The sequence below is a fragment of the Aliikangiella maris genome (assembly GCF_040719265.1).
GTDB classification, from domain to species: Bacteria; Pseudomonadota; Gammaproteobacteria; order Enterobacterales; family Kangiellaceae; genus Aliikangiella; species Aliikangiella maris.
Genome location: NZ_JBFDAH010000030.1, coordinates 1 through 26221, shown reverse-complemented (window position 1 = coordinate 26221; position 26221 = coordinate 1). Strand labels below are relative to the sequence as shown.

29 protein-coding genes are annotated in these 26221 nt (G+C 36.0%); 3 read left to right on the top strand and 26 right to left on the bottom strand.

What is annotated here, in order from left to right; all coding sequences use genetic code 11:
- Positions 1 to 360 precede the first annotated feature (360 nt).
- From ABVT42_RS19225 to ABVT42_RS19110, 24 genes are all read right to left on the bottom strand, one after another.
- On the bottom strand, positions 361 to 1947 hold the full coding sequence (locus ABVT42_RS19225) for a conjugal transfer protein TraG N-terminal domain-containing protein (protein ID WP_353897539.1): 1587 nt from the start codon (positions 1945 to 1947) through the stop codon (positions 361 to 363).
- Between the two features lie 338 nt (positions 1948 to 2285).
- Positions 2286 to 3638: an integrating conjugative element protein gene (locus tag ABVT42_RS19220; RefSeq protein ID WP_353897538.1), complete on the bottom strand. Its 1353-nt coding sequence runs from the start codon at positions 3636 to 3638 to the stop codon at positions 2286 to 2288.
- 11 nt (positions 3639 to 3649) lie between these two features.
- Entirely contained in the window at positions 3650 to 4684 is a 1035-nt protein-coding gene (locus ABVT42_RS19215) for a TIGR03756 family integrating conjugative element protein (protein WP_353897537.1), read from the bottom strand.
- Complete coding sequence (locus tag ABVT42_RS19210) at positions 4681 to 5124, bottom strand: TIGR03757 family integrating conjugative element protein (protein ID WP_353897536.1); 444 nt, start codon at positions 5122 to 5124, stop codon at positions 4681 to 4683. The genes ABVT42_RS19215 and ABVT42_RS19210 overlap by 4 nt, the downstream gene beginning before the upstream one ends.
- A complete protein-coding gene (locus ABVT42_RS19205) occupies positions 5121 to 7871 on the bottom strand; it encodes a conjugative transfer ATPase (RefSeq protein ID WP_353897535.1) in 2751 nt (916 codons plus the stop codon). The genes ABVT42_RS19210 and ABVT42_RS19205 overlap by 4 nt, the downstream gene beginning before the upstream one ends.
- A gap of 206 nt (positions 7872 to 8077) precedes the next feature.
- Positions 8078 to 8479: a TIGR03751 family conjugal transfer lipoprotein gene (locus ABVT42_RS19200; RefSeq protein WP_353897534.1), complete on the bottom strand. Its 402-nt coding sequence runs from the start codon at positions 8477 to 8479 to the stop codon at positions 8078 to 8080.
- A gap of 14 nt (positions 8480 to 8493) precedes the next feature.
- A complete protein-coding gene (locus ABVT42_RS19195; RefSeq protein WP_353897533.1) occupies positions 8494 to 9915 on the bottom strand; it encodes a TIGR03752 family integrating conjugative element protein in 1422 nt (473 codons plus the stop codon).
- On the bottom strand, positions 9912 to 10673 hold the full coding sequence (locus tag ABVT42_RS19190; protein WP_353897532.1) for a DUF3438 family protein: 762 nt from the start codon (positions 10671 to 10673) through the stop codon (positions 9912 to 9914). The genes ABVT42_RS19195 and ABVT42_RS19190 overlap by 4 nt, the downstream gene beginning before the upstream one ends.
- Complete coding sequence (locus ABVT42_RS19185) at positions 10670 to 11335, bottom strand: PFL_4703 family integrating conjugative element protein (RefSeq protein WP_353897531.1); 666 nt, start codon at positions 11333 to 11335, stop codon at positions 10670 to 10672. Before ABVT42_RS19185 ends, ABVT42_RS19190 begins: the two co-directional genes overlap by 4 nt.
- Positions 11336 to 11337: 2 nt before the next feature.
- The gene (locus tag ABVT42_RS19180) at positions 11338 to 11682 is read right to left on the bottom strand and encodes a DUF3487 family protein (RefSeq protein ID WP_353897530.1); all 345 of its coding nucleotides are present in this window, start codon (positions 11680 to 11682) and stop codon (positions 11338 to 11340) included.
- Between the two features lie 11 nt (positions 11683 to 11693).
- On the bottom strand, positions 11694 to 12059 hold the full coding sequence (locus tag ABVT42_RS19175; RefSeq protein ID WP_353897529.1) for a DUF2976 domain-containing protein: 366 nt from the start codon (positions 12057 to 12059) through the stop codon (positions 11694 to 11696).
- 16 nt (positions 12060 to 12075) lie between these two features.
- Positions 12076 to 12309: a DUF3262 family protein gene (locus ABVT42_RS19170; RefSeq protein ID WP_353897528.1), complete on the bottom strand. Its 234-nt coding sequence runs from the start codon at positions 12307 to 12309 to the stop codon at positions 12076 to 12078.
- Positions 12310 to 12311: 2 nt separating this feature from the next.
- The gene (locus tag ABVT42_RS19165; RefSeq protein ID WP_353897527.1) at positions 12312 to 12602 is read right to left on the bottom strand and encodes an integrative conjugative element protein, RAQPRD family; all 291 of its coding nucleotides are present in this window, start codon (positions 12600 to 12602) and stop codon (positions 12312 to 12314) included.
- A gap of 92 nt (positions 12603 to 12694) precedes the next feature.
- A complete protein-coding gene (locus ABVT42_RS19160; protein ID WP_353897526.1) occupies positions 12695 to 13372 on the bottom strand; it encodes a TIGR03747 family integrating conjugative element membrane protein in 678 nt (225 codons plus the stop codon).
- Positions 13362 to 15419 (bottom strand): type IV conjugative transfer system coupling protein TraD, encoded by a 2058-nt coding sequence (gene traD, locus ABVT42_RS19155; RefSeq protein ID WP_353897525.1) that lies wholly within the window; start codon positions 15417 to 15419, stop codon positions 13362 to 13364. Before traD ends, ABVT42_RS19160 begins: the two co-directional genes overlap by 11 nt.
- Positions 15416 to 15898, bottom strand: a complete 483-nt coding sequence (locus ABVT42_RS19150; RefSeq protein WP_353897524.1) for a PFL_4695 family integrating conjugative element protein — start codon at positions 15896 to 15898, stop codon at positions 15416 to 15418. The genes traD and ABVT42_RS19150 overlap by 4 nt, the downstream gene beginning before the upstream one ends.
- On the bottom strand, positions 15895 to 16326 hold the full coding sequence (locus tag ABVT42_RS19145) for a transglycosylase SLT domain-containing protein (protein ID WP_353897523.1): 432 nt from the start codon (positions 16324 to 16326) through the stop codon (positions 15895 to 15897). Before ABVT42_RS19145 ends, ABVT42_RS19150 begins: the two co-directional genes overlap by 4 nt.
- A 67-nt stretch (positions 16327 to 16393) precedes the next feature.
- Positions 16394 to 17110, bottom strand: coding sequence for a hypothetical protein (locus ABVT42_RS19140; protein ID WP_353897522.1), 717 nt, complete (start codon positions 17108 to 17110; stop codon positions 16394 to 16396).
- Positions 17107 to 17706: a hypothetical protein gene (locus tag ABVT42_RS19135; RefSeq protein WP_353897521.1), complete on the bottom strand. Its 600-nt coding sequence runs from the start codon at positions 17704 to 17706 to the stop codon at positions 17107 to 17109. The genes ABVT42_RS19140 and ABVT42_RS19135 overlap by 4 nt, the downstream gene beginning before the upstream one ends.
- The gene (gene pilL2 / locus ABVT42_RS19130) at positions 17703 to 18446 is read right to left on the bottom strand and encodes a PFGI-1 class ICE element type IV pilus protein PilL2 (protein ID WP_353897520.1); all 744 of its coding nucleotides are present in this window, start codon (positions 18444 to 18446) and stop codon (positions 17703 to 17705) included. Before pilL2 ends, ABVT42_RS19135 begins: the two co-directional genes overlap by 4 nt.
- Positions 18447 to 18580: 134 nt before the next feature.
- Positions 18581 to 18955 (bottom strand): hypothetical protein, encoded by a 375-nt coding sequence (locus tag ABVT42_RS19125; RefSeq protein ID WP_353897519.1) that lies wholly within the window; start codon positions 18953 to 18955, stop codon positions 18581 to 18583.
- 279 nt (positions 18956 to 19234) lie between these two features.
- Positions 19235 to 19633 carry a hypothetical protein gene (locus ABVT42_RS19120; protein WP_353897518.1) on the bottom strand — a complete coding sequence of 133 codons (399 nt, stop codon included), beginning with the start codon at positions 19631 to 19633 and terminating at the stop codon, positions 19235 to 19237.
- A 2-nt stretch (positions 19634 to 19635) separates the two neighbouring features.
- Positions 19636 to 20679, bottom strand: coding sequence for a ParB/RepB/Spo0J family partition protein (locus ABVT42_RS19115; protein WP_353897517.1), 1044 nt, complete (start codon positions 20677 to 20679; stop codon positions 19636 to 19638).
- On the bottom strand, positions 20676 to 21491 hold the full coding sequence (locus ABVT42_RS19110; RefSeq protein WP_353897516.1) for a ParA family protein: 816 nt from the start codon (positions 21489 to 21491) through the stop codon (positions 20676 to 20678). The genes ABVT42_RS19115 and ABVT42_RS19110 overlap by 4 nt, the downstream gene beginning before the upstream one ends.
- A 207-nt stretch (positions 21492 to 21698) precedes the next feature.
- On the opposite strand from ABVT42_RS19110, the gene ABVT42_RS19105 reads away from it, so the two are divergent.
- Complete coding sequence (locus ABVT42_RS19105) at positions 21699 to 21932, top strand: hypothetical protein (RefSeq protein WP_353897515.1); 234 nt, start codon at positions 21699 to 21701, stop codon at positions 21930 to 21932.
- Positions 21933 to 21946: 14 nt separating this feature from the next.
- Here ABVT42_RS19105 and ABVT42_RS19100 read toward each other — a convergent pair whose 3' ends face one another.
- Both ABVT42_RS19100 and ABVT42_RS19095 read right to left on the bottom strand, forming a co-directional pair.
- Positions 21947 to 22789: a hypothetical protein gene (locus ABVT42_RS19100; RefSeq protein WP_353897514.1), complete on the bottom strand. Its 843-nt coding sequence runs from the start codon at positions 22787 to 22789 to the stop codon at positions 21947 to 21949.
- A complete protein-coding gene (locus tag ABVT42_RS19095; RefSeq protein WP_353897513.1) occupies positions 22731 to 23165 on the bottom strand; it encodes a hypothetical protein in 435 nt (144 codons plus the stop codon). Before ABVT42_RS19095 ends, ABVT42_RS19100 begins: the two co-directional genes overlap by 59 nt.
- An 832-nt stretch (positions 23166 to 23997) precedes the next feature.
- On the opposite strand from ABVT42_RS19095, the gene ABVT42_RS19090 reads away from it, so the two are divergent.
- A complete protein-coding gene (locus ABVT42_RS19090; protein WP_353897512.1) occupies positions 23998 to 24636 on the top strand; it encodes an STY4526/YPO1902 family pathogenicity island replication protein in 639 nt (212 codons plus the stop codon).
- Positions 24615 to 25292 carry a PFL_4669 family integrating conjugative element protein gene (locus ABVT42_RS19085; protein WP_353897511.1) on the top strand — a complete coding sequence of 226 codons (678 nt, stop codon included), beginning with the start codon at positions 24615 to 24617 and terminating at the stop codon, positions 25290 to 25292. Before ABVT42_RS19090 ends, ABVT42_RS19085 begins: the two co-directional genes overlap by 22 nt.
- The last annotated feature ends 929 nt before the right edge of the window (positions 25293 to 26221 follow it).

The following is a 26221-nucleotide window of genomic DNA, read 5'->3' as shown; positions in this document are numbered from 1 at the left end:
GTTACGAGCCAGATTAAACTGTAATTTTATAAATTACGGTTTTTTATCTAGAATCAAGATAAATATGCCGTATAAGATATACGGCAATTTTTTGGTAAACTAATGTGGCTTGTTTGACCGTGTGTATGTAGGAAGCTGTTTATTTCTATTCTCAAATATTCTCTTTTTTGTTCTGAATAAAGCATCTTTGAAGCTTTCTTTTTTGGGGTCGAAAACAAATATTGTTTTTTCATTGCAGTCAACAAGTTCAACTCGAACAGGTTGAAATAAAGAAGCCAGTTCCAACTCGGCCTCCTCAATTGTTGAACAGATTACATCACCTTTCGGAAGTTCGAATAATTTTATGTTCACAAGTTACCTCTATTTTTTTATAGCAGCATTTTTAGCTGCGTTCATACCTTTATTTGCCATCTTTTGACCTGCACTTGACATGCCACCCATAAGCGTACCTGAACTCATTCCCCTAATTACGTTGTATCCAGCCCAGCCAGATATTACCGTAAATAGTATTGGTATCGCTATATATAAGCTGTTGAGTAAATACAGTAGCATTTCGTTGGTATTGACATCAATATTAACTACAACTGGTATTTTTGTTAATGAACCGGTGTCAGGATATAAGGCAGCTATGGTGTTTTGGTCAATCCACCATGCAAACATCCAACATGCAGTCAAGAATCTGAAGCTAAAAAGAGCCCAAGCTATTGCCAAGACTGATGACAAACTATATCTCGATAAAAACAATACGAATGGAATAAATATGATCGTAACCATCATTAATAAAGCTTGGAATATCGGAGCAGCATTCAATGTCATGGTGACATTAACAGAATTACCAACCCTTTCATAAAATGAAGCTAAGCTAGATACAGTTTGCTTAGCTACATTCTGTGCCCCCCCCAAAAAACCATCGTTCCCGTAACCTGTATTCGCGTATGCGAAATCGTAACCTCGTGGCGCGTAGGTGATAGGAGACTGATAGAGAGCGACCTTTACTAGCAAGTCTTGACGAGTAGAAAAATTGAGAGCTGACTCAACTGTCGCACTGAGATTTTCTATGAATGAAATTTGGTCTATTACACGATCTCTTAACCCGATATTTGAATCAGCCCACCAGTGGTCACACCAAGGACGGCCATTTTCAGGCAAATTCGGGTCTAATGGGTCCCACTCTACATCTCTAACAGGATTGAAAGGAAAACCATCAATGACTGTCTCAGAACGTAATGAATTATAATAACCCGGTATAGTTAAAAAAACATGCGATCCCATCCAATATGGGTCTTCAATTCCTTCTTCATCAAAAATTGTCTCAATTTGGTCAACATAAGGACCGGTTTTATTGGGCTTCTCTTCATTATATTTACTAAGTGCTTTCGTATAACAATCTCTTTTAAAATCGCCAAGTTCCTTTTGCAATTCTGGGTCTTTAATAGAAACCTCCTTTAACATTTCGGTGTATCTACGTAGGTCAAGCGTTGAGGGCAATCCCGCCATTACAGAATGAGTCAACCCTGTTGAAATATTATGCACTGCCCACCAAACAACAGGAACCCTTACATCAAGCGGATAATTACCAAAGGCCTGGCCTTGACCATAAGTTGAAGTTGAATTAGCGGAGTTAATATCATAAGAACTTTCTTCAGCAGATGAATTCATAGCGGGAGGAATAAAAACCAACTCAGTCGCTTGAAAATTCATAAATGGAACGCCACACAACATAATGACTCCCAAAGCCATCAGTAAATCGACCGCCAATCCTTTCTGCGCGAGCTCTTCAGAATCGCCAGCTTCAACGCCCCGTTTATATTCAACCATATGGTCGAGAACCATACCGATGAAAGGAAGTAACAATAAACCTGAGTCTTTCAATACATTCCAGAGATTGTTATAGAATAACCAGCCAAAAAGAGTTGTATATATTTCTAAAAAACTGTCTACATACATAACTAGAACCCAACCTGTTCAGCCAAATATTTTGGCAAGTTAAATACTATTAAGAGTTCGTAAACTAGTACAGCAATAACTAGCAATTTTATTAGGTAAGACTTTTTGGGATTTTCCATTTTAAAGTTAATCCAGGTAGCCAAACCTATATATATTAGAAATCGAACGGTTCGGAGTGCCCACTGTAAGAATGGGCTATCAGAAATTATAAATAAGTCACCAGTTCGAATGCTGTAATAAAAGCTATAAAGAGAAAACACAATCAATAGCAATGAAAATGCAAATGTATAGCGGTTTTTGGCAACAAATTTACAAAGATTTTTGAACATAGTTATCCTTTAATTTTTAACGCTACCATCTCTTAGTTTTCTTTCAGATTGAGGATGAACTGGCACCTCAAGCAGACTTGTGGTTTCTTTTGCTCTAACCATATTTAACAAAAGAGGAACAGACTCACCCAGCAATTTCTTTCTAACTTCGTTTTCCTTCATGACTAAATCAATTTCCTTGTCAATTTCTGAAATTGCTTTATTTGAGTGTTTTTGAACCGAATTATTAGCAAAAAACTCAGTTTCCCTTTGGCCAGTAGCCAAAGTTCTTCTAACGAGCAACGCTGAATCAATAGTGTCAGCAACACCGACTTCGTCAGCTATTCGAGCCATGAAAATTTGTGCATCTTGAGGCGAAAGAGTACGCATTCCCTCGATAACCTGAGCGGTGATTAATACTCCTGGCGCTGAAACTTCTTTTAGGTTCGCCAATGTTAGGTCTGAACTTCCTTCATAGAGGTCTTCAAGTTTTGCATATACTTCGTCTTTCCGAGAATTTATTTTTGGTAATAAACCTGCTCCTGGTGTTGAGCTTGGGTCTCCATTAACACTAACATCAACACTAACCTCTCCAACAACTTGATTTACCCATGTTCTGACTGCACCAGGACTGTTAAACTTTTGAACCAATGGAGGAACAGAAGGAGTAACGGTTATGTTAGATGTCAAGCAAGCTGACCGATTTAGCAAACGGTTGTAGCCGACTTCTGAAACATCACCCAAAACTTCAAAGTTTGGTTGGTTTAATCCACCCGCTCTGCCGTGACACGGATGTGCCAGTCCGTTATTTCTAGCTTCACTTTCAGCTTGCTCTTCAAGGTCAACAATATCTACTCCATTTGTCCCAACCCCCGCCTTCCATGTATCACCAATAGAAACAGTCATGAACTCCTCAAAAGGGTCTCCACCATTTCTAATTTCTGCTTCAATTTTTTCACATGATTTGGTAGCTAAGGAAAATCTTGTCTCAGCCTGTGCAATAGAATTCATAAAGAGATCATATAAGTTAGGGTTTATCTTACTTAAAATGTAGCCTGGCAAATTAGCAACGGCTGCAGATGCAGCCGCTTCCATTTGCGCGTACATATCTTCTAACCCATCTTTTACCCTATTCATAGTGTTTGCAATAGTTACTTTTGGGTCAAAGCCTCCACAAGTCAATCCGGTTAGCGTACCTCTTAGACTGAGATTGATCGTTGTAACCTCCCATCGAGGAACAGCTCGAAAAACCCGACCTCCACCAAGGCGATAGTAAAACATTGAATCACCTGTTGGCGAAGTTGCTGTTGATACCGGTTCAACAAAAGTCGCGCTCGAAATAAACAATACGCTTAATAAAAATATCTTTAAATACTTATACATTGGGAACACCTTTAAATACAGACTTGTACTTGAATTGAAAACAGATAAGATTGGCCTTTCTTCTTACAGCATTCGTAGGGCCGCCATACGTTATAAACTGAATCTGATTGATTGTCTGACCATCTACCCTCTGACCAGGTGTCATTGTTGACATCTTCATTATCAGCCACACGATCAAATACAAGGCAGCTATCTTCCTTTTTAGGATGAATCATTTGCCAAACAGTTTCATCGCTGTCAACTTCGAGAGGTGCAGGTATTTTAAAAAACCGTTGACCAGAACTGGGAGTACCAGTAGCAGAAAAGTATATTCTTGGTTCTGTGCTACGGCTCGCTACGTGAACAGCTCTCATTGAAAGTAAAGCATTAGCTTTAGCAGGATTAAGCTGCTTAACAAAACCTGTTCGCCAATAGATACTTCCCCACTCTTGTAGATAAGGAATTCCAATAACATCAGTAAAAATAAATGGCGTGTACAAAAAATCTGTCACGCCGGTTCGCCATAAAAAACCATCAAATGCGCTTGAGTAATGTGGAACAAAACTAGTCGTATTATTCCCACAATACAGCTCATCACTGATATCAACAAAGTCATAGAAATAACCAACCGCATCAACTTCTCTAAATGTAGTTGATATTGTTTGGTCACCTCCTCCACCCTGACTGGGGGTTGAGACACCTTCTCCTCCACCAACAATCTGTTCTGGCCCGCTTCCAAGCCAATTGATAACTTGTTGCCCAATATCCTCCTGAAGGCCCTGAAAAAGTTCTCTAAACTCTTTCCAGGGGTTAGCGCCTAACTTTGGATATGAAGAAACAATTAAGTCAGGGTTTCTATGGCTAACTCGAAGACTGGTTTTAATGCTACAACTAGGTGGGAACGCTTTACATTTTAACCAAAAGCAAACCCCCTCAAAACAATAATCAATACAAGAGCTATTAGCGGTAATGGGATCTACAAACAAGTCTTCAATAGTTACGTCGCCTGGCTCTGCAACTGCTGAAAGAGAAAGGAAGGAAATAAGTATCATTATAACTAGCTTCATTGGTTTTCCTCCATTTCCAGGTACGCATTTAACGCATTGTTTAAATTAAATTCTCCATAAACGACAACAGAGTCATCGAATATAATGGCTGGATATTTTTCTAATTGAAAACGCAAGGTTAGTATCTTTGCTGCATACGCTTTCATAATCATCTGTTGAAGGTTTTTCTCTCCTAATTTGTCATATTTTTTTTTAATTATTTCTTTTGCTTTTTCTTCATCTGCCGGTAAGCCTTCTGACTGTTTTCTCTCAAAATTATTTACATCATCGAGAGAATATATCTTGAAATCAGCATTTTTTTTATTAAGGTAATTAGAAACATCCACTACCCCTGTTAGTTGAGATTTTTGCTCATCATTTACGACAACTATCATTTTATCTGGCTCAACAGCCAGCAAGTTTTTAGAAAAAATCAATAAAATTATTAAATATATTTTCACAGTGCAGTCCTCTTGGTGCTAATTTGTTTAGCAATAATTTCTACTGCGCCCAACTCATCGACAGAATATTTTTCCATTATTTTACGGCGCACAGTTTTTTCATCGGGGTCGGTCATAGCGACCGAAAGAGCGAAACTCGGAGGCACATTTCTAAACAAAGCGGGAGGCATAGACTTGCTCAAGACAACACCTTCTGTATACAAGCCTCTCATCTTATGACAGCTCATCATTAATTGTTTTTGGTTATCGTCCAAATCTCTAAACTTTGAAACTTGTTCTACTTCTTCTTTTGGGCAGTCCATTGCGATGAACCATTCAAACATAGTGAGCATTTTTTTTGATTCATCTGCCCAGTCAGCAAGGTTTTGAGTAGCTAACCAAGGCCAAGTATTCAACTTACGAAACATTTTGCAAATCTTTACCATATAAGGAGCTAAGAGTGCATTTTTCAAAAATAGATGCGCTTCATCTCCAATCACAATGATTGGTCTACCCGAATATTGGTCTCTCTCAGCAATCGAACAAATTTCTTGCATTTGAGTCATAAAGGTTAATGCAAGTTGCCCCTCATAACCCTCGTTAGCGAGTAAACCAAAGTCCATTATGGTTACATCAACTTCTGGCATGGATTCCCCACCTCGATTAAAAAGGTAGTTTTCAAAGCCATCCATGTAACGAGACATAGATTTAGCCATTGCCCTTAATTTGTCTTTTTCAGCGCTGCTATCTGGGGCCTCATCAGATAACTTATATAACTCCTTTACTACATGTACTGGTCGAACAAGCTTCTCATTTTCCTCAAGATTTGGATCTGCTTTTATTTCGGCTATTCTAGTTATAGCTGCATTTTTTATTGCTTGTCGTATAGCAACCTTGTGCTCAGTGCGTAAATCATACTCTTCTCGCTTTTCGCCAGATGTTATCATTACCCTGGCTAACAGCTCCATTTCTCCTAGCCAATCGCGTTTTTCATCGATATTTTCATCATCTTTATATGCTTCTGTATAATTTTCGTTGTCCAATTGAGATTCAGAAATTTTCGTGTTTACACAGCCGAAATCTCCCTCTTCCTCTTCAACCATTCTTATTGCATTGGCGAATGGAGGTAAGGATACTTTAGCACCTGGTTTTAGTGTGCAACGATTAACACTAAGCCCCATTTTCAAGAAAAATTGACCTAACAATTTGAAGCTGTCACCTTTTTCAAGAATGAAAAAGCGAGGCCTATATATAGCCGCCCACATCCAGATCATAAAACAAAGAAGAGCAGATTTTCCCGAACCTGGTGGACCTAAAATTCCACCAAAGGCATTACTTGACCTGTCTTTTAAAATATCAAAAGAAAAGTCTTCAGCACCACGATTAAAAAATACCAAACCTGGATTACCGGTCCCTCTCGAACGTCCATATAACGGCAAAAGTTTTGATATTTGTGAAATGAAAAGTAAGCGTGATCGAATGTCTTTCGTATCATTCTTAAAGTCATAACAGAATGGCAATTGAGTACAAAACGAATTTAATGGTATAAGGTCATCTCGTGATTCTATAAGATGAATATCATTATTCATTAGTAGTGATTTAACTGTTCGAATGTTTTTGTTCAATTCTTCAATAGTGTTACCTCGCATATAAACAGTCGTTACTACTGGATATAAAAAATCATTTTCTTCTATGTGGTCCAATGCGGCATCAGCTTGTTTCTTAGCCTTTCTTGCTTCGGCACTATCACCTTTTGAAGAGTTTTTAATATCATTTATATAGAATTTTGTTGCTGAAGACTGTTGAATAACAACGGTAATGTTAGTCATTGTTCCACTAGGAAACTTATCGAATACTGCATAGTATTTTTCAGAGTGACGTCTCTCTGCCGACAAATGACCAATTTTTGGTATTTTGCGGTATGCATTAACAGTATATGCCTTACTTAAAGTTTTCCCGAAAGACCAAGTACCTTGCTCAACATTTGACCTAGGCTCATCCAAAAATAATAGTTTAACTAAGTCAGTGCCAAACGGTAGGTTTTCGTCCCCAGGATAAGGGTGTTCTTCTAATAATTTATCAACAGAACCATCAAATTCGCTAAGGTCATTAAAAAATGGAAAAAGCCATTCGTATAATTCCTGCTGCCCTACTCGTTTAGATTTTACACCAATACCATTTAAGCTTTTTATAAGGGTTTCTGACACTTCTAAAAGCTCATCTGTTGCCGAAACACCTTCTTCAAGTTCTTCCAAAGAATCTAGTTTTCGATAAATGCAGGCCTTTACGTTGTATGTTTTGGCAAACCATAAAGAATCGGTAATATCTGAGTCATGAAAAACACCAGTATTTTTTGATACTAAGTCAAGATGCTCTGAAAACTTATTTATGAAATCTTGTGTTAGAACGGTATCCCTGTGCTCTTTTGGTATATGGTTATAAATACGAGTTCTCAATTCTCTAAGTGACTCCTCGTTGTAAACAAAAAATTGAACAATAAAAGGGGGATCAGTTTGAGGAATTGCACTAATACATGTGTTTATTGAATCATCGATTTCTTTTAGATACTGTTCGGGCCTTGCTTCACATGCCTTTGGTTGAATATCAATCATAGTACAAACAGAATGACCATCTTCAAGTAACCATAATTTACTTTTAGGTTCGTAATCAACCCAGGGCAAAAATTCATAGACAGATTTTCCACCCTTATAAAGTGCTCTTTTATCCTTTGCTTTGACACTTGACTGGCTGTCAAAAAACTTTAGCATCGCAATTCACCGTAGTATTTAGATTGGAGTAGTTCCTATATAATTAAGATACACAATATCCCTATTACACTCTACAACCGCAATGTTAAACCGTACTTTTGCATTCGACGCTTTCTTGAATTCAAAAAAAAGCCCTAGTTGGGGACTAGGGCTAACATGCAACAAAAATATTTTAAGGTTGAAAATTCAGTAAACCAACTATAAGACTATTCAAATCCTTGTTCCTCACCGGGCATTGCAAAATAATCCTTGGGTGACATTCTAAAAGGAATACTGTAAGCCGGTATTGGAATCCCATCTTTGGTTAAATGAGGATAAACGTAACCAACTAATATAGGATTCGATATTCGCTTGAATAGGATGTTAGTTTCATTATTTGAATCTCGCGTATAGCCTCTTAAATCAACAACGCCCTCTCGAATGATACGCTGGTTGTTTTGGTGTTTTGTGCTGTCTTTATTTGATATTTGCTCATTGAAAGTACCATCATAAATATCCTTCATTGTTTGGCCATTTTCGTCAGCAAAATCACTCATTTTTGTTGCACAACCAGAAACTATCAAAAGAAGTATAATCATGGTCGGTAGACTAGTCATTTTGGATAACATTTTTCTCTCCTAATTTAATCAAGGCTATCTGAATCAACCAAACTAAAATGATAATCAATTTTTCTAGCGGCCTCATCATAGTCTAGTTGAATATCTCGGTTCACATGTATCGATACCTCTGAACCAGACTTTACAACAACGGCATCCACACTATTAGATTGCCGATCTAAAAACCATTTGCGAATATCTTCAGTTGCACCTGTCTCTACTTTTCCCATTACATACTTGCCTTGGTCACCTGTTACAGCAGATGTACCACCACCCAAGCTAGTTGTACTCGTTGTTGTTTGAGCAGCGGCATATGCCTCGCCAGCAGCAGAAAGAGCAGATAGACCAGATTGTATAGTAAGAAACTCCGCAACATTTGAAACAAACTCACCGACAACACATGGTAAACCAAATGTATCTGATAAATATGCTAGTGGTTCTTTTCCTCCTTTCGCTTGAGGCTTTTCTCTGTAAGAGACTTTTCGACCATCTTCAAAAACAAAAGTGTACGAGTTCATTTCCGCTCTAACACATTTTAAATTCATATCACCTGTCGCATACCCTGAAAAGATCATCCCTTCGATTCCAGGCAAGTTATGTCCGTTAGCGATCAATATTTCACTTCCAACTATAATCTTAACTGGATATGGGTCGGCAACTCTTCCACCCACGGGTATTCTTCCAACGAGATAGGTAAGAGCTTTAGCATCATAAATAACCGAATTATCTGCGATTGTCATTGATGGGTAGACCTTTAGATTCTCTTTGTTACTATTTGGGTTTGTTGTAGTATTTTTTGCCGTATGTGATTGAGCCTTTAATATAGGTGCAGTTTCTATAGGCATAATCCAACCGGCATTAGGGTCATTCTTTTTGTATTCTCTAGTGGCGTTTTGAGGTTGTCTGTTACTATTTCCAAATTTTGATAGACCTAGACCTTTACCAAAATCAAACTTTTGGTCTAGTTGAAAGCCGTTATCATCTTTATTAGGATGAAACTTATTTTTCTTTGGGACATATTGGTTCGTCTTTTCAATCAGTTTTTGCTTTTCTGAATCGACATTGTTTTTTGACAAATCTTTCTCGAGCGGTGGATTGAAGTCTATATTTTTACCTTTTGAAATATTCTCTCCGTCAATTAAAGATTGACGTTTAGCCAATTGCTCCATTTGCACCTTCATTTGCTTAATTTGTCTTTGGAGAGATTTATTTGTTTTTTCAATTTTATTGTTCTCTTCAATGCCTTTATTAATGGTTTCCTGCAAAGAAGCGTAGCTATCGGCTGTTGTGTCACCTTGTAGACTTTTCACCGGCTCAATTCTAGTAGAGACTGGTCGCTGTTCAACTTTATATGCACTATTACCTGCATCATCAGTAGAGAAGTAAAGTATCATTAAAAAAACAATTGCTAACCCTACCCCTCCATAAATAAGTTTATTGCTATTCATAATAACGACTCCCAAAATGGCCTCTTTGAAATAACATATACAGTTGTAATATTTTTCTGTCTATCTGCATGTGAAGCTAGCCAACTGTGCTGAGGAGTAAGAAACACCCAATCTCCTCGAAAATGTATTCGTGGGTCTATTTCAATTTTCTTTGACTCCAAATTCGTGATCTTTACTGCGGTTACGAAATACCCAAATCCTTTCCATGCTTTAATCGGGTTTGCGATTCCATTAAACGAAATAAAGTAATTCGCATTACCTTCTTTAACCCTGACTTCACGAATACTTTTAGATACAGGAGCATAGCGTAGAGGGTAGTACAGACTCATTGATGCATGTTGAGTGAGTGATACATATGCATTCCCTTTTGATTTAACACTACGCTCACCATCTTCATTAGTATCTGGTAAAAGCAATCTTACATGTCTTGGGTCACTCGATGTGTTAGCAGATATGTTGAATATATAGATTTTTTCTGTCTTCAGATCCTGAAAAACAAACTTTCTTGAATCAAACTCTCTTATTGCATTAAAAACTACTACGTCATTAGTAACCACAACTTCAGCATAATTAAGAAAGTCGTCTTTTAATCTAACAGGGTTCGGAAAATAAATGTATGAATCTTTTTTAACTGATGCAATCATGCTAACTGGTTTTGCAGAATAGTAAACATCATCAATTTTTCCACCTGTTTTAGAATATGTGTTTGAGGAAAATAAGAGCACTATAAAAAGTAGGATTGATGGTGAATATTTCATGATTCAGGTACCTCAGTATATCTTTCTTCTAGCCTATGGTCTTTTAGAATTTGTGGCTTTTTATAATAACAATCTAGCGCTAAGCCCTGTCTGTTTTTTTCTGGGTCAATATTGAACTCTACTATTCTCACAGGCCAAAAAACATCTCTATGCTTAACTACCTTATTATTGATAAATTCTTTAAGATTGAGGCTTAAGTCAACATTCCACTCACCTCGTTTAACCATTCTTACGCTATTGTCTTCATGGAACCCTACACCAGACATTTCTTGAATGATTCTTAGTCTATTACGTAACTGGCCTGTACTATTCTTTTTCTTGATATCTTTACTTAAGAACTCCCGACAATGAGGCGTGATGTAATTTTGTAACATATTAAGATTTGCTTGATAATCGTCACCACCATCTTTTTGCCAGTTATTTATTTTCTGAACAATAGTTAAAGCAAAACCATAGACGAAAACATTTGGTATTTCCCAAGCTTTTCTAACAGTGCCAGACCTTAAGTCTGACTCAAAACGAATAGTAAGCTCCTTTCTAGCCAAATCAATTGAACGGTTTTGTAATATTGCTAACCCAACAAGCATAATAACTATGATAAAAAGAAAGATATTAGTATACCCAACACCTTTTAGTAGATTTGAATATGAAAATGTATTCATCTTTAATCCTTTGTAATTTTCCAGTAACCATCATATTCGATATAAAACTTCCCAAACCCTCTTCGTTGCTTTTTTAGGTTTGCTAGAATGGTAAAATATCCTACTGGCCTACCATTTTTTTTCTTTGCTAATTGTCCAGTTAAAAGCCAAAAAGAAATTCCAGCGAATACCGGAATCGAACCTAACATCGTAGAATAATTATCCCACCAAACAGCAAGAGATAGAGCAATTGGAAAAGCAATAGCAAAGCTATTTCGAATAATAGAGTGAAGCTCAGGCCAAGAACACCCCCTCATTACAGGGGGTTGTTCATTAAGCCTATCCGGTATGAAATTAGGCTCTTTCATAAGAAGCGTAACTATGCCCAAACATTAATAGTCGCGTTACCTAAGAATACGGTAACAACCAGCAAAAGAACACAACCAGCGGCGTGACTTAACACGCTACCCCAGTTTGGCTTTTCTTGTTGGCGCTCATTGAGGACTTTTTGCAGTAAGGACCACGCAACCCAAATAGTAGCAACACTCATTAAACCTAACGGTATCCAAACCATAATGTCTTTAAACCATCCGGTTAAGAATGCCCATAATCCACCCGTTGCACCAACGCCATCGGAATTTGCTTCGACTACGGGCATTTCAGCAGATACTATTGAAGACAAGGATATAACCATTGTCGCCACAGCAGCTTTAATCCAGGTGTGTAGTTTAGTAATTTTCTTCATATTTTTTCCTTTCTCTTTAGTTAACTAAGTAAGTAATGATTAACAATATGAACACCAACCCAATAGTTCTACTTGCGTACTCTGCTAGGTCAATGTATCCTCCCGACCAACTTCGATGATTACCTCTCATCATGATCATTACGAAAATGAAAGTTAACGACATCAAAATCGATGCGAAAAGAATCTTTAGATCCGACATAGAAATGCCGGAACCGGCTAAGAAAGCTGCGATTTGCTCAGCAGTAGACATAGTTAATATTTTCCACCAACAGGCTCATTTTTATTAGTAAGGATTTTAGGCTCTCTTTTAGGAGCTTCAAGATAATCTTTAATACCTTCTTTTATTTTCGCTAAATCCTTTTCAAAGTTTTTATATTTGAAACGGTATAGTTTTTTTGTATCACTATGTATTTTTGCATTTTGGTAAATACGGTCTATCTTGTTCAGTTCTCTCAAATAGTTCGCCAGCTCGACCCGCTCAAAATCCTGAGCGTAAGTAGCATTGCTGAAAAAAATAAATAAAATGAAAGTGATTAGACGCATTGGATTAGTACTCGCTCTCGTAATTTGTTTTGTTATAAAAACATACTGGAGCGAGTTTCAATAGTTTAAACCGTATTTTTGAAATCGACGGTTTAAAGATATTTTTTATATTTAGAAAAAAGGACTCTATAAAGAAATGCTTGAATAATCGCAGAGGGTGCGATTATAAGCATTGGATTAACAGACGTAGGAAATGAAAGATAAATAAGAAATGGTATTATTAGTAGCGGGAAGAGCATTCTTCGTGAAGCTTCAAAAATTGTCGAACTTTCCCGACCAGCGCCAAATCTGCGTAAGTCTCTTTCGGTGAGGCCATCTACAAAAGCCCAAAGAAATACCATAACAAAAAGAGGAATCGAATAAACAACAAGAAGAATTCGTAATCCAAAGACAACAGATATGTTGTATCCAGATTCCATATAGACAACAATAAGTTCAGGGTTATCAAAAACATAATTAGCAATTTGCGAACACCAATAAAATAGGGCATGCATGCCTAACATGTAATAGCGTAAAATATTGCTAGTCCACCCACCTCCATCTGTATAATAGAACTCTTTTCTTAAGTTATCGTTTGAATAGCTCAATTCTCTTTTTATCATATCCAAAGAGTGTTCTGAACCAAATTCCCACCAGCCGAAACTCAATCCTAACCATTCAACAACTATACTGAGAAACAAACTTACAATGATTAAAAAAACTGTATTGAATAGAAAACCGATAACATTATTAGTTGTGCTAGCCTGCCTTGTTTCTCGTTCACGCGACATCTCGAAGTGACCCCCACTCTATGTCAGATTTATAAGCTTCTTCCATTTTGACTGCCACATCAAAAATACTCGAAGGTAATGATTCGTGATCTTTTTTAGATGGCATTGGAGCCCTTAATTTATATAACTGATTGCCATCCATTAAACAGAACGATTGCCCTTTTGGTAGCCCAGCAATATCCGCAACCTGGAGCATCGGAACGCGTTGTGTTGTGGTTCTATCTTCATTTTGAGATACAAAACCTACAGTTCCACCCTGCCCAGCATTATCACTGACTCCTGAAACAGCAGTAATTATTGAAACATTAACTTCGGGTAGTTTATTAATCATTAACTTTGCAGTCTTTTCATCTTGCACACGCATAAACTCAATAGTGTTGATATTTGTTAGAACTTGATTGGCTCTTGCTTCATTACCGAGCTTAACTTCAATGTCACTCATAGTTTGCGTATACAATGTTAATTGAACACCAGCACCACCGCCTTTGTTTGCCAAAGGAACAAACTTAGGCCCAATCAGGTCTGAAAGCTCATCACCATGAATGATAATATTGCGTTTTTTTGCAGTAGAAAAAGGAGTATCAGCATCAACATCATGTTTATAAATATAACCAGCTAATGAAGTTAATGCAGCAAATGTAGCTTCAGCAACAGCACCACCAGTTTCAACATCAGTTAAAGCATCTAAACCGATATAGACAATTCCACCACGCTTATAGAGTTCCATCCAATCTAGCACTGGTTTCGGATTATCTTTTGTTGATGTTCCTGAAAGAATTTCACCAACCTTACCAGATGTGACTTTTTCTAGGAACGGGCCTATTGCGGAAGAAATTTTTGCAAAATATTCAGAATCTTGTTTGTGTATGTAGATCAGGTCTTCCAAAGTTGCATCGTATACCTCATTGTCTCTAACAAAAATGCATAGAGCATCAGCTTTTAGTGATCTAGTATTATTTGATTTTTGCTTTCTTTTTTTAAGGTCGCTTAAAATGGATTCTACTTCCAGTTCGTAATTTATCTCCTTTGATTTTAAAAGTTTCTCTGCATATTTAATCAGCACTAAATCAGGTCGTTTAAATGCTGACTTTATACGAGTATAGTTTGGTACTTCACCAACAAAAAATAGTCCCTTTGAGAAAACATTAGTAAACTGCCAAGCATAATCTTTGAACGCTCTAGCGTTTCCATTTTCAGGAAGACCACCCGTTACTCTAGTAGATAATTCTGTTAATTTCGTAAATGATTCTAATGGATTATAAGCACAAGAAATTTCTGGATAGCCTAAATGAAAAATCATCAGTTCCGACAATCGCCCGGCTGCCTTTGCTTCAACATATGTTCGACGTAAAATATCTGCGTCCCCCTTTGGGTCAATCACAACGATAAGATCGTCTTTATTTCTATGAATATCTTGAGTTAAGTACAATTCCAGCTTTCTCGATTTTCCTACTCGCGTTGAACCACAAACGATATGATGACCATATCGATTATCCAAACGCATAGTAATGTCTCTTTCATCCGTAATCCCGACGCCATGTAAAACAGGATCTCCACCGACGTCAGGCAATTTTCTAAAAGGGTTAAAAAACACATCCATAGCAGTTACTTTTGCAATAAACTTAAGCTTTCCTCGTTCTACCTGGTATTCAAAATTTCTTACCCATTGATAAATAGATGATAGCTTTACATATCTTTCATTTTTCCGTTCACGTGCAGCGTAGAGGCGTTCAGTATGCCCTTCCCTCCATTTAAAACCTCGCCCCATAAAAAGATAACTCGATGAAATTTTTAGTTTTGATAGTGAAAGAACATATCTAGGTAGCCGCTTAATATTTCGATGGTAACGCAGAATAACAAAACCTTGATGGGCTCGGATAATTGTAGGAATTGAAAAGAGAATAGCAAACCCGTACCCCACCTCCTGAGAAATAGAAAACATATGAGGGGCTATAATACAAGCAATTGTAAAAATCGCTGATACAATGGCCGACTGCAACTCAATCGGCGGTCTCAATAAATTTTCTACTTCATATTTATCTGTCATTGTTCGATAGCCTCTTTATGTATATAAGCGGGATATTTGGAGTGGTTTAGATGAGTGGCTAACTTATCCAAATTAGCAGGTTGTACAACGATAGGGTAAATTGCTGCTTTTAACTCGTTATAATCTTCATATGATTTACAGTTAATCACGAAACCTAATATCCTGTTTTCTGCAATGAATTCTTTTCGATGTTGTATCCATGCAAGAGAAGTGTCATCACATCCAATAAGAAATATTGGTGAACGCATATTAGGGAAATTTACTTTCTTAGATTTAAAATATTCAACACTCCATAATTTCGACCTAATTGGAAATTGTGACTCTAGAACCTTAATTGGGTCAGGCCGCTCTAAACGAATATCCGAATCAGAATTTTTATTATACAAAGTAGCTTTACCAGTATCGTAAAGTACTGTTAGTTTTTGCGCCTGAGTCACAAAAGAAGTGATCAGAAGAAGGAAAAATATTAAAGATTTCATTGAATCACCTTTGCTAATATTTTATATACACTATCTCGATAGTTAGAAGCCCTGGCTTTGTTGTTTGGGCTATGATAATGACCAGTAGCAAGAAACCAATCATGAGACTTTTGGTATTGAGTGAATAGAATATGTGCTCCAACCCTCATGTTATAAATTGGGTCTAGCGCTTGTGAAAATGAACTAAAATTATTATGGTGAGTCTGCCAATGTATTTGAAACAACCCAACATCTACACTACAACCAACCTGTACCGCTTCCCTTAAAAATTCTTCAGCCTCTTTTTTTGAATCTAAATAAATACCCTTTCCACAAATGTTAAGCGTCCAAGGCCAAGGCTTGCGTTTACCATAAAAAGAATAACCACTTTCTTGTAAGGCAATTGAATACAATAGTGCTTCAGGTACAGACTGTTCTTTTGCGATCATTTTATAAAAAGGGGGAACCTCAGCTCTCACAAAAGAAGAGCCGAAAAAGAGTAAACAACAGGCGAATTTAATTATAGAAAGAAAAAAGGGAATCATTTCTTAACACAAAAATTGCGTAATCAGTTGTTTCTAAAAACTGCATCGTATTTGACTGCATTAAGTTGAGAGTCACTAAACCCTTCTGAACGTCTTCTACCTTTATACTGTTAGCTGATGCCCAAGCATGTAACTCTGACTCTCCAGACAGCCCTTTAACATAAATATCTGTCGGGTTATTTGGAAAGTTAGATGTTTTTATTAAGTCGTTAAGTATTTTTAATTTACAATCATTACAGTTATTGTCTATAAATACTACAAATCGGTCACCTGGCCTAATATATTCTTCGTTCTTACTAAATAACATATCGGTTTTAATTACAGGACCAGAGTAAAGGTCGTCGAATATTTTTCTATACAATTGCGAAACAGCTAGGTCTTTTTGGGTTCTTTCATACTCAAGTTGAGCGTAGATAGTTAAATACTTTATTCTTTCAGCCTTATTATCTGTCTCCAATGCTAAAGCTAAAGGCGGAGCTATACCAGGAGAAAAATTCCCTCTTGGGCCTGCCATAATTAGCTTATATGCTTCAATATCAGACTCAGACAACTTCCACATTTCAGCCGCTTGGCTATTACTTATATAATAATTTGTAGCCGTGAAAGTTTTCTCAGTTTTAGTTATTTCAATTGCAAAAAGGTTTCCGCAAAAAAATAATAAAATAATACTGATTAGTATTGGCTTCATAATTTTAAACTCTTCTTAGCACCAGACTTATGAACAAAATAAACATTTGTTTTTTCAATTTTTGAAATCTCCCAACCATTCCCTACCTGATGATTAGTTGAAAGTGTTTTGAAGCCTTCCTTGGGAAAATGTAAAATAGCAACTAACCTATCCCCCCAGGTGTTAATTTGAGAGAGAGAAACCTCAAGCCTATTCTTTCTTAAAATCTTTTGTTTTTTCAAAGCTATTTCTTGTTTTTTACTTTCTTTTTCTTTTTTTGAAATAATCAATTTAAGTTCTTCAATTTCAGCTTTTGTTTCAGTTATCTGCGAAAAATCAACAAGTCGCAATTCAGCAATGAACTCTTGGTCTTTTCTCAACTTTTCAATTTTCTTAGAATACTCTTCAATAACGCCTTTTAATTTTTCTATTTCACTAACCTTTGAATCCAAAACATCTAACACATTTTTTAACTCTAGTTTTCTTTGTTCTATGGACTCATTCATCAATGAAACTTCTTCTTTTGTTGCTAGAGAATTTAAAACCTCTTCATCAACACTGCATGAAGTTATAAGTAAGGTAGTTAAGACTAAAAAAATAATTTTTATTTTTTTCATAGCGAAGGCACCTGTATTATTTTACCAGCCAATAATTTATTAGGGTCATCTTGAATAAAAGCGTGAGGATTTTCATTTACCAATTCAAATGAAAATAATTCCGAGTAATCAATTCCCAACCTGGCCGCAATTTTAGAAACTGAATCGCCTTTCTGGACTAAATACGATTTATGGTTATTGGTGTCGATCCTCGATGCTTGTTCGGCTCTTTTCGACTCTTGATTACTAACATCCAATTGCTCAGTTCTATCTCTAGGTTCACTCACTATCGATGTATTCGCTTTTATTGTTTTGGTGCGTTTTGATAACCAAGATTCTTTAAATAAGCGAACCTGTAAATTTTTTATTGACTCACTTGATGATGTGAATGAAATTAACCTAGTAGCCTCGTCTACCTGAGGGGTAAAACCTTTTCCAGCTAGAATGCTTATTGCATTTCTCAATGTCATTGGCCCTAGCTGTTTATGGACTTCTGGAAGTGGCATTTCAAAAAGAATATAAGCGATATCAAGCTCATCTAGTTTGAAGCGATATCCAGAAGGAGCTGTTATTAGATATAAGGCATCACCAACAGTAGATGTTTCTCTCGGAAATGAAAAATTAATCACAACAGAAAGAGGGTCTATTTGTTCTTGTTTGGCAGATATATCTATTTCTGCATAGCGGCTGGATTGGACGTAACTATTCGCGCTAGAAGCACTTGCGAAGAGTAAAAATATAATTATAGATATAAATTTCATAGTAAACCCTTGTTAAAATCAGTTGCGTCAATATCACGTCTACGTAAAAAATTCGCAACATTAAACCGTAACTACAGAAAAGACGGGTTTACTAGTAAAAAACCCAACTTCAAATTAATGAAATTGGGTTTTATTTACTTAGGTACTCTAACAACTGTTGCTTTTGGAAGGTAAAGTTTCTGTTGACGTACAACAGCAGGTTTACAATTCAATTCAACAACAGTATTCCATGGGTCGTTTTCGTCTGGTTGACTAATCGAAATCATGGAACCAGAACACATGATATGGTCTAACTCTCGAATTATTTCCCGAAAAGCAAGACTTTCGCTAATCACACATTCGGCTGATACATCTAATTCAAACACTCCTGAAACAGTGAGTGTAAGAATTGTTGACATATAACCAGCAGTGATCCCCAACTCTCCAAACCTATCAGCAATTTCTTCTGCATGGTCTTTACAAGAAGGTTTAATAAGAACTTGACCATTAATTGAAATAAATTCAGCCATTTTGTATCTCCAAAAATAGATTAGTAGAGATACGAATACCCTGTTGGGAATGTATCCCCAACGGGTTAAAAAAAGAAAAGAATTACTATTGCTAGCGCGTCACTCGATTGAGAATTCCATTTAACGCAAAGTGTTTACTTTTAAAGTGTAAACGAACTTTGGTTCCTCAAATATACTGTTAAGGAGTCAGTTGTAAATTTGAATAGTTATATTCTATGCCTAATTTTGATAAATATCAAATTTAGAACACCTTTAATGCCGTTTTGACGAAAATACTATTTATGCTGCTATTTCTACCCATTCTTTAAAAGCATATTTATTAATTTGTTTAGGTAGAGATTCGACAAACCTTTTAGACAAGGAATACTCTTCGTCTAACACAAGCAAAGACACCATAGATATCCACTCTTCATCTGACTCAGGTAAATATCCCTGAGCTAGTATAAGGTCTAATGCAGCCCGACAAAGCCACAACGGAGCTTTGCCTGACTTTGCATCGGCTATCAATAATCCTCCAGTGATTGGCTTTGTTCTTTTCGTATAGCCAGCCTTACAAGCAACTTCTGTTAGTAAAGTCGCTAGCTGAGATGGAGAGAAATTGAAATATTGTTGCACTTCGCTAAGGTAGTTAGAGCGATAATTAACTGAAATATTCCATGCAGTTTTGTTAACTTTCATAATTATAGTATTTCGGTCAGAGACAACTTTGAAAGGTTTACGCGAGTAGGCTCATCAGCACCCTCTTCTAACACCCATACATAACCCTCTTCATTATCAATACGATCCAGAAGCAATTGACAGTTTACTTTTTTTCTACCGTCAATTGAAACTCGCCCTAACACCTTTGCTTTTTTTACTGGCCGAACTTTATAACTTTTCGGCAAATCATCAGCGGGCTTAGAGTTTTTTTCCTTAATCTTTTTTTCTTTTTTAGAATCGCTACCAAGCTCGTATGGAGCTTCATTTTTATCAAAATCATATGCTAACAAACCCTCTACCCATGTTCTATTTAAAGCTTTCTTTTCTACTGCGGTAATTACTTTTGTTTTGATCTGTTCATAATGTTCTTCATTTTTCTCAATAACTTTAATAAGGTTCCTAAAAATCGTTAGGTCTTTTAACTTCAGCTCTTCATCATAATAGAAATCTTTTAAGAAATCATACCTGGGATTTGTTTTAATTTCAGATACTTTTATTTTATCAGAAATAGTCCCCTGTGATTTAGCTCCAACATACATCATCACATCTTTTAAATTTCCAAACATTGTTTTTAATTTAGCTAAGGCGACACAATCATCCAACGGTTGTAGCCCACCACGAGCATTATTTTCAATATATTGTTCAGCAAAATTTATAGCTCTATGTTCTTCATTGTCATAATCATAACGACTATCAATAACAGCAGGTATAGTTTTTCTTTCCGCGATCAAGGAGGCCCTGGTTCTCTTTTCGCCATACTTTAATAAATATTTTCCTTCTTTATTTTTAGGCCAAACAGTAATGGGTTGATTAATCTTAGAACCAGGAGCCCTTAGAGTACGTACAATGTCGTAGATTTCATCTTCCACCAACTCTTGTCGCGGTTGCTCTTTATCAAATTCAATCAATTCTAATTCTATATGATGAATAATATCATCGAGATTTTTAGACTCATCCTCCTTTGCCGAAAGATTTTGGTTTAAATTTGATTTTTTTAAAAGGTCTTGTATCGCTCCAATACTCATGCTGCTACCTCCTCTTTTGAAGAAAGTATGCATCGTTTAATAACTTCTCGTGAAACCTCTTTAACCTGCCTGCCAACTTTAGCCGCATTGCCATTAGGAGGATTTCTCCAAATAGCTCTTTTTTCACTTATCGCTTTCGGGATTGCAGATGATCTTTTGATATGGTGTTTGAAAATTATCTCACCCCACATATCTTGCGCTTCTTTTAGTTTATCTAGCTGAGCCCTATCTTTAGAATCTACCAAATTTGGAAGCATACCTAAAAACTGCAAATCAGGATTATATTCTGCCTTAATGCTATTTACTGTGAGCAAAAACTTTTCTAATCCAGAGATAGAATAATCATCCATTATTATTGGAGAATAAGCAAAATTAGCAGCACATAGTGCAGCTAAAGACAAGCGCCCCAAACTTGGAGGGGTATCTATCATAATGTATCCGTAGTCTAACTTTTTAAGATATTCTCTTGGTTTAGTAATTACACTAAAATCAGCAGCTTCAATATCAGATAAAGCTTCTCCTGCTCTTATTAATTCTACACCTTCGATATGCGTTTTTATTGGAGGTGTATTTTTAACATCAAATCCATTTTTAAATAGCATTGAAGCATCAACCAAACTATTTAATTTTTCTTCATCGTTGACGACTGAATCGGTTAGATTTTCTTGAGGATCAAAATCGATTAGCAATATTTTACTAGTTCTACGCATGGACGCATTCAAATCTTGAATATAGTAGGCGTTATTGACAAGCGTGGTTGTTTTACCAACCCCACCTTTCTGCTGTGCAGAAGTGATAATTTTATTTTTCATTTTTAACTCCTTTGAGTGGTGGGCATTAGTACCCAAAAAATAGTTCGGCATGCCGAAACTGAAATTAATATACACCTTTAAACCTCACTTTTCAAAAATAAATCAACCCTTATACACATATAGAAATATCTCAAAATAAATATTGCGCAAACAACCAAAAATCCGTATACCTATCTAACAACACAACCTACAACGAAAGGAGAACTGATGAATATTCTTAAACAACTTTTCAAACTCATATTCGTAGCCTTGTTTGTAGTTTTGGCTTTATTTGCAAAAATAACTAAGTTTTGCTTATTAACTATGCTCAGTAATAGCAAAGACAGTAGCGATAATAAATCTATCTATTTACTAGACGAAGATGGCAACGAGTTTATTGATGATGGTGTCACTTTTGGCTTTGAACTGGATGATGCCTATCAATATAGAAATCGCCCTTAGAAAGCTACTCCCAGCTATTCAGTATTACATCCAATAACCATGACATTTGTGTCACCAACCTTGCAAAAAGGAGAGCCGTCTTCCTCATTCTGCTTATGTAAACCTAGCTTAATTAGCCCTTTTTGAGCGGATTTCCATGCAAACCCGCTTTTCTTTCCATACTCTACAAAAGCTATGGGGGTATTAACTATGAGCTTATCTCCTTGTTTATATGCAAATTGCCCTTCATTTTCGGCATGCCGAAATAACCAATCTAAACAATTCTTTCCTATTTCTCTATTAGTCAACTGGTTATGACCAGGTCCATCCTTAATGACATTTGTTTGAATTGAGCTCACTACTTCTTTAATTTTTTTCTCAGGTGTAACGCCATAAAATTCCTTGAGAGCCAGTACATTATTAGAGACTATATTTTCATCATTGAATTTTATTAATTCATCCCATACGTTTTTATCAATTAACCATTTGATAACAGTCTTATCCAAAATCTGTTGCAACAGTTTTTCTATACTTACATCCTCCAAAGGCAACAACAAACCACTGACAAAAGTAGCGTATGTCCAAACATCTTTTAAACCATGAACATCCTCGGCAGCAACACCATCAGGCAAATAACGATACCGTCTTTTGCGCAATGCCTCCCGGATCGACAAAAGCATTTTTTTTTCGCTTAGCCTACCTTTAACTTTTGAAAAGTATCGCTTTAAAGTCTCTAAATATAACTTTTGAAAAACAATTTTATCGACACCTGAATCGTAATATATATCTGCTATTAGAGTTTCATCGTTATTGCATTTCTCATTTGTCCATTTTGGAGAGCTGACTAAGTTTATTTTTGAAGTATGAAATTGTTTCATCAGAGCTCTGATTTTCATAATAGATAACCTCTTTTGTTGCATGCCTTATAGAAAAGGCTTTTATACTCTCAGTTGTCGGATTCCACCGCTCTCCATTAACCCCAACTAGCCGAAGGCCAACTTTGAAAAAAGGCATGTCTTTTAAAGCGCTCAGGAATGCTCTAGATTGGAATTTAGGGTGCGATCTTTTGCTATCAATCAAAGCTTCTGTCAAACAGAAACCAGGAAGCTCAAAGGTGCTTAAATATGAATCAGCCCCCTTGTATATATCGTCCAAGTTGACTATAAAATTTATTAATTTTTTATTTGTTGTTGTTTCACTTAAGAGCGTGAGCCACGTTAACTCTTCTTCTGTTAAATTCAGATGTTTTTTCAACTAAGTTAACCAAGTAGTTTTAGGGTAGGAGGATTTATAAACTACTCAGAAAAAAAAAAATACATTAACCCGTCATTTTCTATTCGACAGATTTTTTGTTAGACAATAAACTCCGAATCTCATTCATATATGTGAAAGAATCCAAATTGCCAGTTCGGTATAGCTTGTGTACTAAATTCAATGACACGATTAGTTCGCTATCACCTTGTTTTTTTGCTTGTTCAAATTCGAACTTATAGAGGTCCGAGACCTCTGAACTACAAACATACTGGGAAAGCATATCAAAGAAAAACAATCTCTCTTTGGGTGAGAACTCTATCAATACAGGATTAACATCTGCCTCTTTACATAAGTCCAATAGAAGTCCTCTTGGCATTACTCCAGAATCTTTCATTTTGTATAAAGTTTTCCGAGCTAAACGATGCTCTTCTGCAAACCTGGTGATATTAACTTTTTTAAATAACTTCTCAAACCGGTTAGAAATGTCTTCATCTGAAAATTCTTTTATGACTTCAGGTTTTATCATTTAATTCAATAATCTATGGGGAACTGTAATCTTAATATCTTAATATGCTTGAACTTTAAAAACCATGATTTCGGCATGCCGAAATTACTAACTATCCCCACCACCTAACTTTTTATTCGCCAAAAAACAAGAAAATGACCCATACAAGGTACACTTTTTGCGTTTTTTCTTCATAAAACTTGTTTTTTGTACCCTTAAAGGGTACATTTACAAAAAACTACACATTCAGTAGTTTTTAGCTAAATAAAATAAGTATTTCGGCATGCCGAAATATTCTTTCATTACTAACAAAGAGGCTTATTCCTTATGAAAGGACAGTTATCTCAATTGGATGAACGCTCGTTCCAAAAAGAGCAACGTATCCTGTCATCAACACTCATGCACAGTTTAGTAAATCTTACCGTTAAACAGCACAACGACCTACAAAGCATTAATTGCATACCTAACCATCTAGCTGTAGAAATCAGTGAGGCAGGTTTTAGTGGCGTCGATTCTTTAATCAGAGATGCACATCAACTAATGGAATTTGAAAAGCATGATGACCGACTAACAATTGAACTTTCATTCGTCAAAATAGAAAAGTTGATGAAATCAATTGAACAGGTTCAAAAACAGAAAGCTCTGTTGATAGAGTATTTGCAAAAAGGCGCTTCTACTTCTTGCCTGCATGACCTATTTCATATTTCAAAAATCCAAGTCGTTCGATTACGTAAAACTTATAGGGTCACAACATCCGCAAGCGGTAGACAAGATTCAGAAAATCTATTTGAGGCTAAAATCGAATATGACAGAATCTCAACAAAGAACAGTGATCTGAAAAGTGATCTCTTAACTGTCAGCAAGAACCTAAATATTCCACTAAATACTGTTTGGCATGCTGTGAGAAATCCAGACTACGCCGAAGAAGTAGGAGGTGAGAAATCATGTCGCAAGTTAGCAAATTAAAAAAACAACTAAGGGCAAATTTAAGAACCACAATAAAGATCACTTTCCATACTCAATATGCGCTAAACCTTATTGAAGGCACAGATGCCAAAAAGCACCCTCATAAATTTTTTATTATTGGGTTGTTAGGTTTTGCCAGTAAAATAAAAACAGTAAAGAGAGAAGCCGATAATAAGAATCCTTATGCAAGATATTACTATCAACAAGCAGAGATAATTCTTGATAAAGCCAAAGTTTTTTTTGAAAAAACACATCAAGAATGTGAAGCCACTTTCAAGGATGCAGAAAATGTTGGCATTACTTTATCTATTGCTGAAACAGAAAATCCAGTTGAAAGAGAATTCTCATTCAAAGTTGATTTATGTTATCAAGCAGTAATTTTATTGGCTAAATATGATATTTGTATAAGAAAGCTTCAAGCAGCAAAACAAACAGGCTTTATGTCAAATAACGCGACAAACAATAAGATAGAGAAAATGAGTAAGTTGATGAGGCAACTCTTCCATTCTCTAGAGCCATACAAAAATCATTCGGTAACTATAGAAGACATCAAAGAAGGAAACGAAAAAGCCAAATTAGCTTACGAGGCTATGGGAGTTATCCCTGGACTCGATTTAGATAAATTGATATACGCAACCCCCCCCCCTCCCCTGTAACTAAAATATCAAGCTAGAGGTTATTTCGGCATGCCGAAATAACCTCATATATTGTTCGCCACTAACAATATATGAGTGAACTCATTCTGCCAGTGTTGTTATGTCTTTAGCAAAGTCGTCACTACATATATGTAGTGACGACTTTGCCGCCGACCAGCAACACTTGATTTTACATAGGGTTTTATACTAAAATACAGAGTGATGGGTGAGTGATGACGTGGCAAAGATCGTAAATAGCGGCGTTTCACGCCTTCATTAAAAAATGGCTTCTAATTTTTTTGTAGTCATCTTTCATATTATAAAAGGCAAAAAATTTTCATTTGCCTTCCTTCATAGAAAAGCATTATTGCTGTTTATTGTTTTTTACTTAATCTGAATCGGAACTTGATTTTGCGACCAACTCAGCTCTTATATCTGAGAATCTGATTAAGTAAAAAACAATATTAATAATCTTATTCACTCAAACTATTGGCTAAAAATTAAATTTCAACTTTGTTGCTTGGTAATTTAATTTCCTCCGTTGGAGTCGGAAATTAAACAAACACAATGTTTTTTCGTTATTTATAAAAAGTTTGTATTTTTCGGATTTATAGTGAAATAGAACCTATTTCATAGGTGTATATTCAGCTAAAAAATTCAAAAAAAAGTCTTTTAATCTTTACTCTATTCATTAGTTTTTCTAATGCGATAGTTAAGCTCATTCCCCTACTCTATTGTTTTTTTGTAGCGGAAAAGACTGGCTTTAGAATGAATACGATTATTATTTTCATTCTAATCTTGTTAAAGATTTGAAGTGAATTAAGTAATAGTTTATAGAAAAAATTACCCCGTTTTTTGGGTGTTTTTTCGAGAGAAATATCAAATTCACTGCTCAGAATTTGAATTTCAAAGGGTAGTTTCCGCTCTGATTAGTCGTTTTTTGGACTAAT

Bases quoted from the DNA above. Each gene is read 5' to 3' on its own strand.
- ABVT42_RS19225 (WP_353897539.1), bottom strand. From the start codon at position 1,947: ATGTATGTAGACAGTTTTTTAGAAATATATACAACTCTTTTTGGCTGG.
- ABVT42_RS19220 (WP_353897538.1), bottom strand. From the start codon at position 3,638: ATGTATAAGTATTTAAAGATATTTTTATTAAGCGTATTGTTTATTTCG.
- ABVT42_RS19215 (WP_353897537.1), bottom strand. From the start codon at position 4,684: ATGAAGCTAGTTATAATGATACTTATTTCCTTCCTTTCTCTTTCAGCA.
- ABVT42_RS19205 (WP_353897535.1), bottom strand. From the start codon at position 7,871: ATGCTAAAGTTTTTTGACAGCCAGTCAAGTGTCAAAGCAAAGGATAAA.
- ABVT42_RS19200 (WP_353897534.1), bottom strand. From the start codon at position 8,479: ATGTTATCCAAAATGACTAGTCTACCGACCATGATTATACTTCTTTTG.
- ABVT42_RS19195 (WP_353897533.1), bottom strand. From the start codon at position 9,915: ATGAATAGCAATAAACTTATTTATGGAGGGGTAGGGTTAGCAATTGTT.
- ABVT42_RS19190 (WP_353897532.1), bottom strand. From the start codon at position 10,673: ATGAAATATTCACCATCAATCCTACTTTTTATAGTGCTCTTATTTTCC.
- ABVT42_RS19185 (WP_353897531.1), bottom strand. From the start codon at position 11,335: ATGAATACATTTTCATATTCAAATCTACTAAAAGGTGTTGGGTATACT.
- ABVT42_RS19180 (WP_353897530.1), bottom strand. From the start codon at position 11,682: ATGAAAGAGCCTAATTTCATACCGGATAGGCTTAATGAACAACCCCCT.
- ABVT42_RS19175 (WP_353897529.1), bottom strand. From the start codon at position 12,059: ATGAAGAAAATTACTAAACTACACACCTGGATTAAAGCTGCTGTGGCG.
- ABVT42_RS19170 (WP_353897528.1), bottom strand. From the start codon at position 12,309: ATGTCTACTGCTGAGCAAATCGCAGCTTTCTTAGCCGGTTCCGGCATT.
- ABVT42_RS19165 (WP_353897527.1), bottom strand. From the start codon at position 12,602: ATGCGTCTAATCACTTTCATTTTATTTATTTTTTTCAGCAATGCTACT.
- ABVT42_RS19160 (WP_353897526.1), bottom strand. From the start codon at position 13,372: ATGTCGCGTGAACGAGAAACAAGGCAGGCTAGCACAACTAATAATGTT.
- traD (WP_353897525.1), bottom strand. From the start codon at position 15,419: ATGACAGATAAATATGAAGTAGAAAATTTATTGAGACCGCCGATTGAG.
- ABVT42_RS19150 (WP_353897524.1), bottom strand. From the start codon at position 15,898: ATGAAATCTTTAATATTTTTCCTTCTTCTGATCACTTCTTTTGTGACT.
- ABVT42_RS19145 (WP_353897523.1), bottom strand. From the start codon at position 16,326: ATGATCGCAAAAGAACAGTCTGTACCTGAAGCACTATTGTATTCAATT.
- ABVT42_RS19140 (WP_353897522.1), bottom strand. From the start codon at position 17,110: ATGAAGCCAATACTAATCAGTATTATTTTATTATTTTTTTGCGGAAAC.
- ABVT42_RS19135 (WP_353897521.1), bottom strand. From the start codon at position 17,706: ATGAAAAAAATAAAAATTATTTTTTTAGTCTTAACTACCTTACTTATA.
- pilL2 (WP_353897520.1), bottom strand. From the start codon at position 18,446: ATGAAATTTATATCTATAATTATATTTTTACTCTTCGCAAGTGCTTCT.
- ABVT42_RS19125 (WP_353897519.1), bottom strand. From the start codon at position 18,955: ATGGCTGAATTTATTTCAATTAATGGTCAAGTTCTTATTAAACCTTCT.
- ABVT42_RS19120 (WP_353897518.1), bottom strand. From the start codon at position 19,633: ATGAAAGTTAACAAAACTGCATGGAATATTTCAGTTAATTATCGCTCT.
- ABVT42_RS19115 (WP_353897517.1), bottom strand. From the start codon at position 20,679: ATGAGTATTGGAGCGATACAAGACCTTTTAAAAAAATCAAATTTAAAC.
- ABVT42_RS19110 (WP_353897516.1), bottom strand. From the start codon at position 21,491: ATGAAAAATAAAATTATCACTTCTGCACAGCAGAAAGGTGGGGTTGGT.
- ABVT42_RS19105 (WP_353897515.1), top strand. From the start codon at position 21,699: ATGAATATTCTTAAACAACTTTTCAAACTCATATTCGTAGCCTTGTTT.
- ABVT42_RS19100 (WP_353897514.1), bottom strand. From the start codon at position 22,789: ATGAAACAATTTCATACTTCAAAAATAAACTTAGTCAGCTCTCCAAAA.
- ABVT42_RS19090 (WP_353897512.1), top strand. From the start codon at position 23,998: ATGAAAGGACAGTTATCTCAATTGGATGAACGCTCGTTCCAAAAAGAG.
- ABVT42_RS19085 (WP_353897511.1), top strand. From the start codon at position 24,615: ATGTCGCAAGTTAGCAAATTAAAAAAACAACTAAGGGCAAATTTAAGA.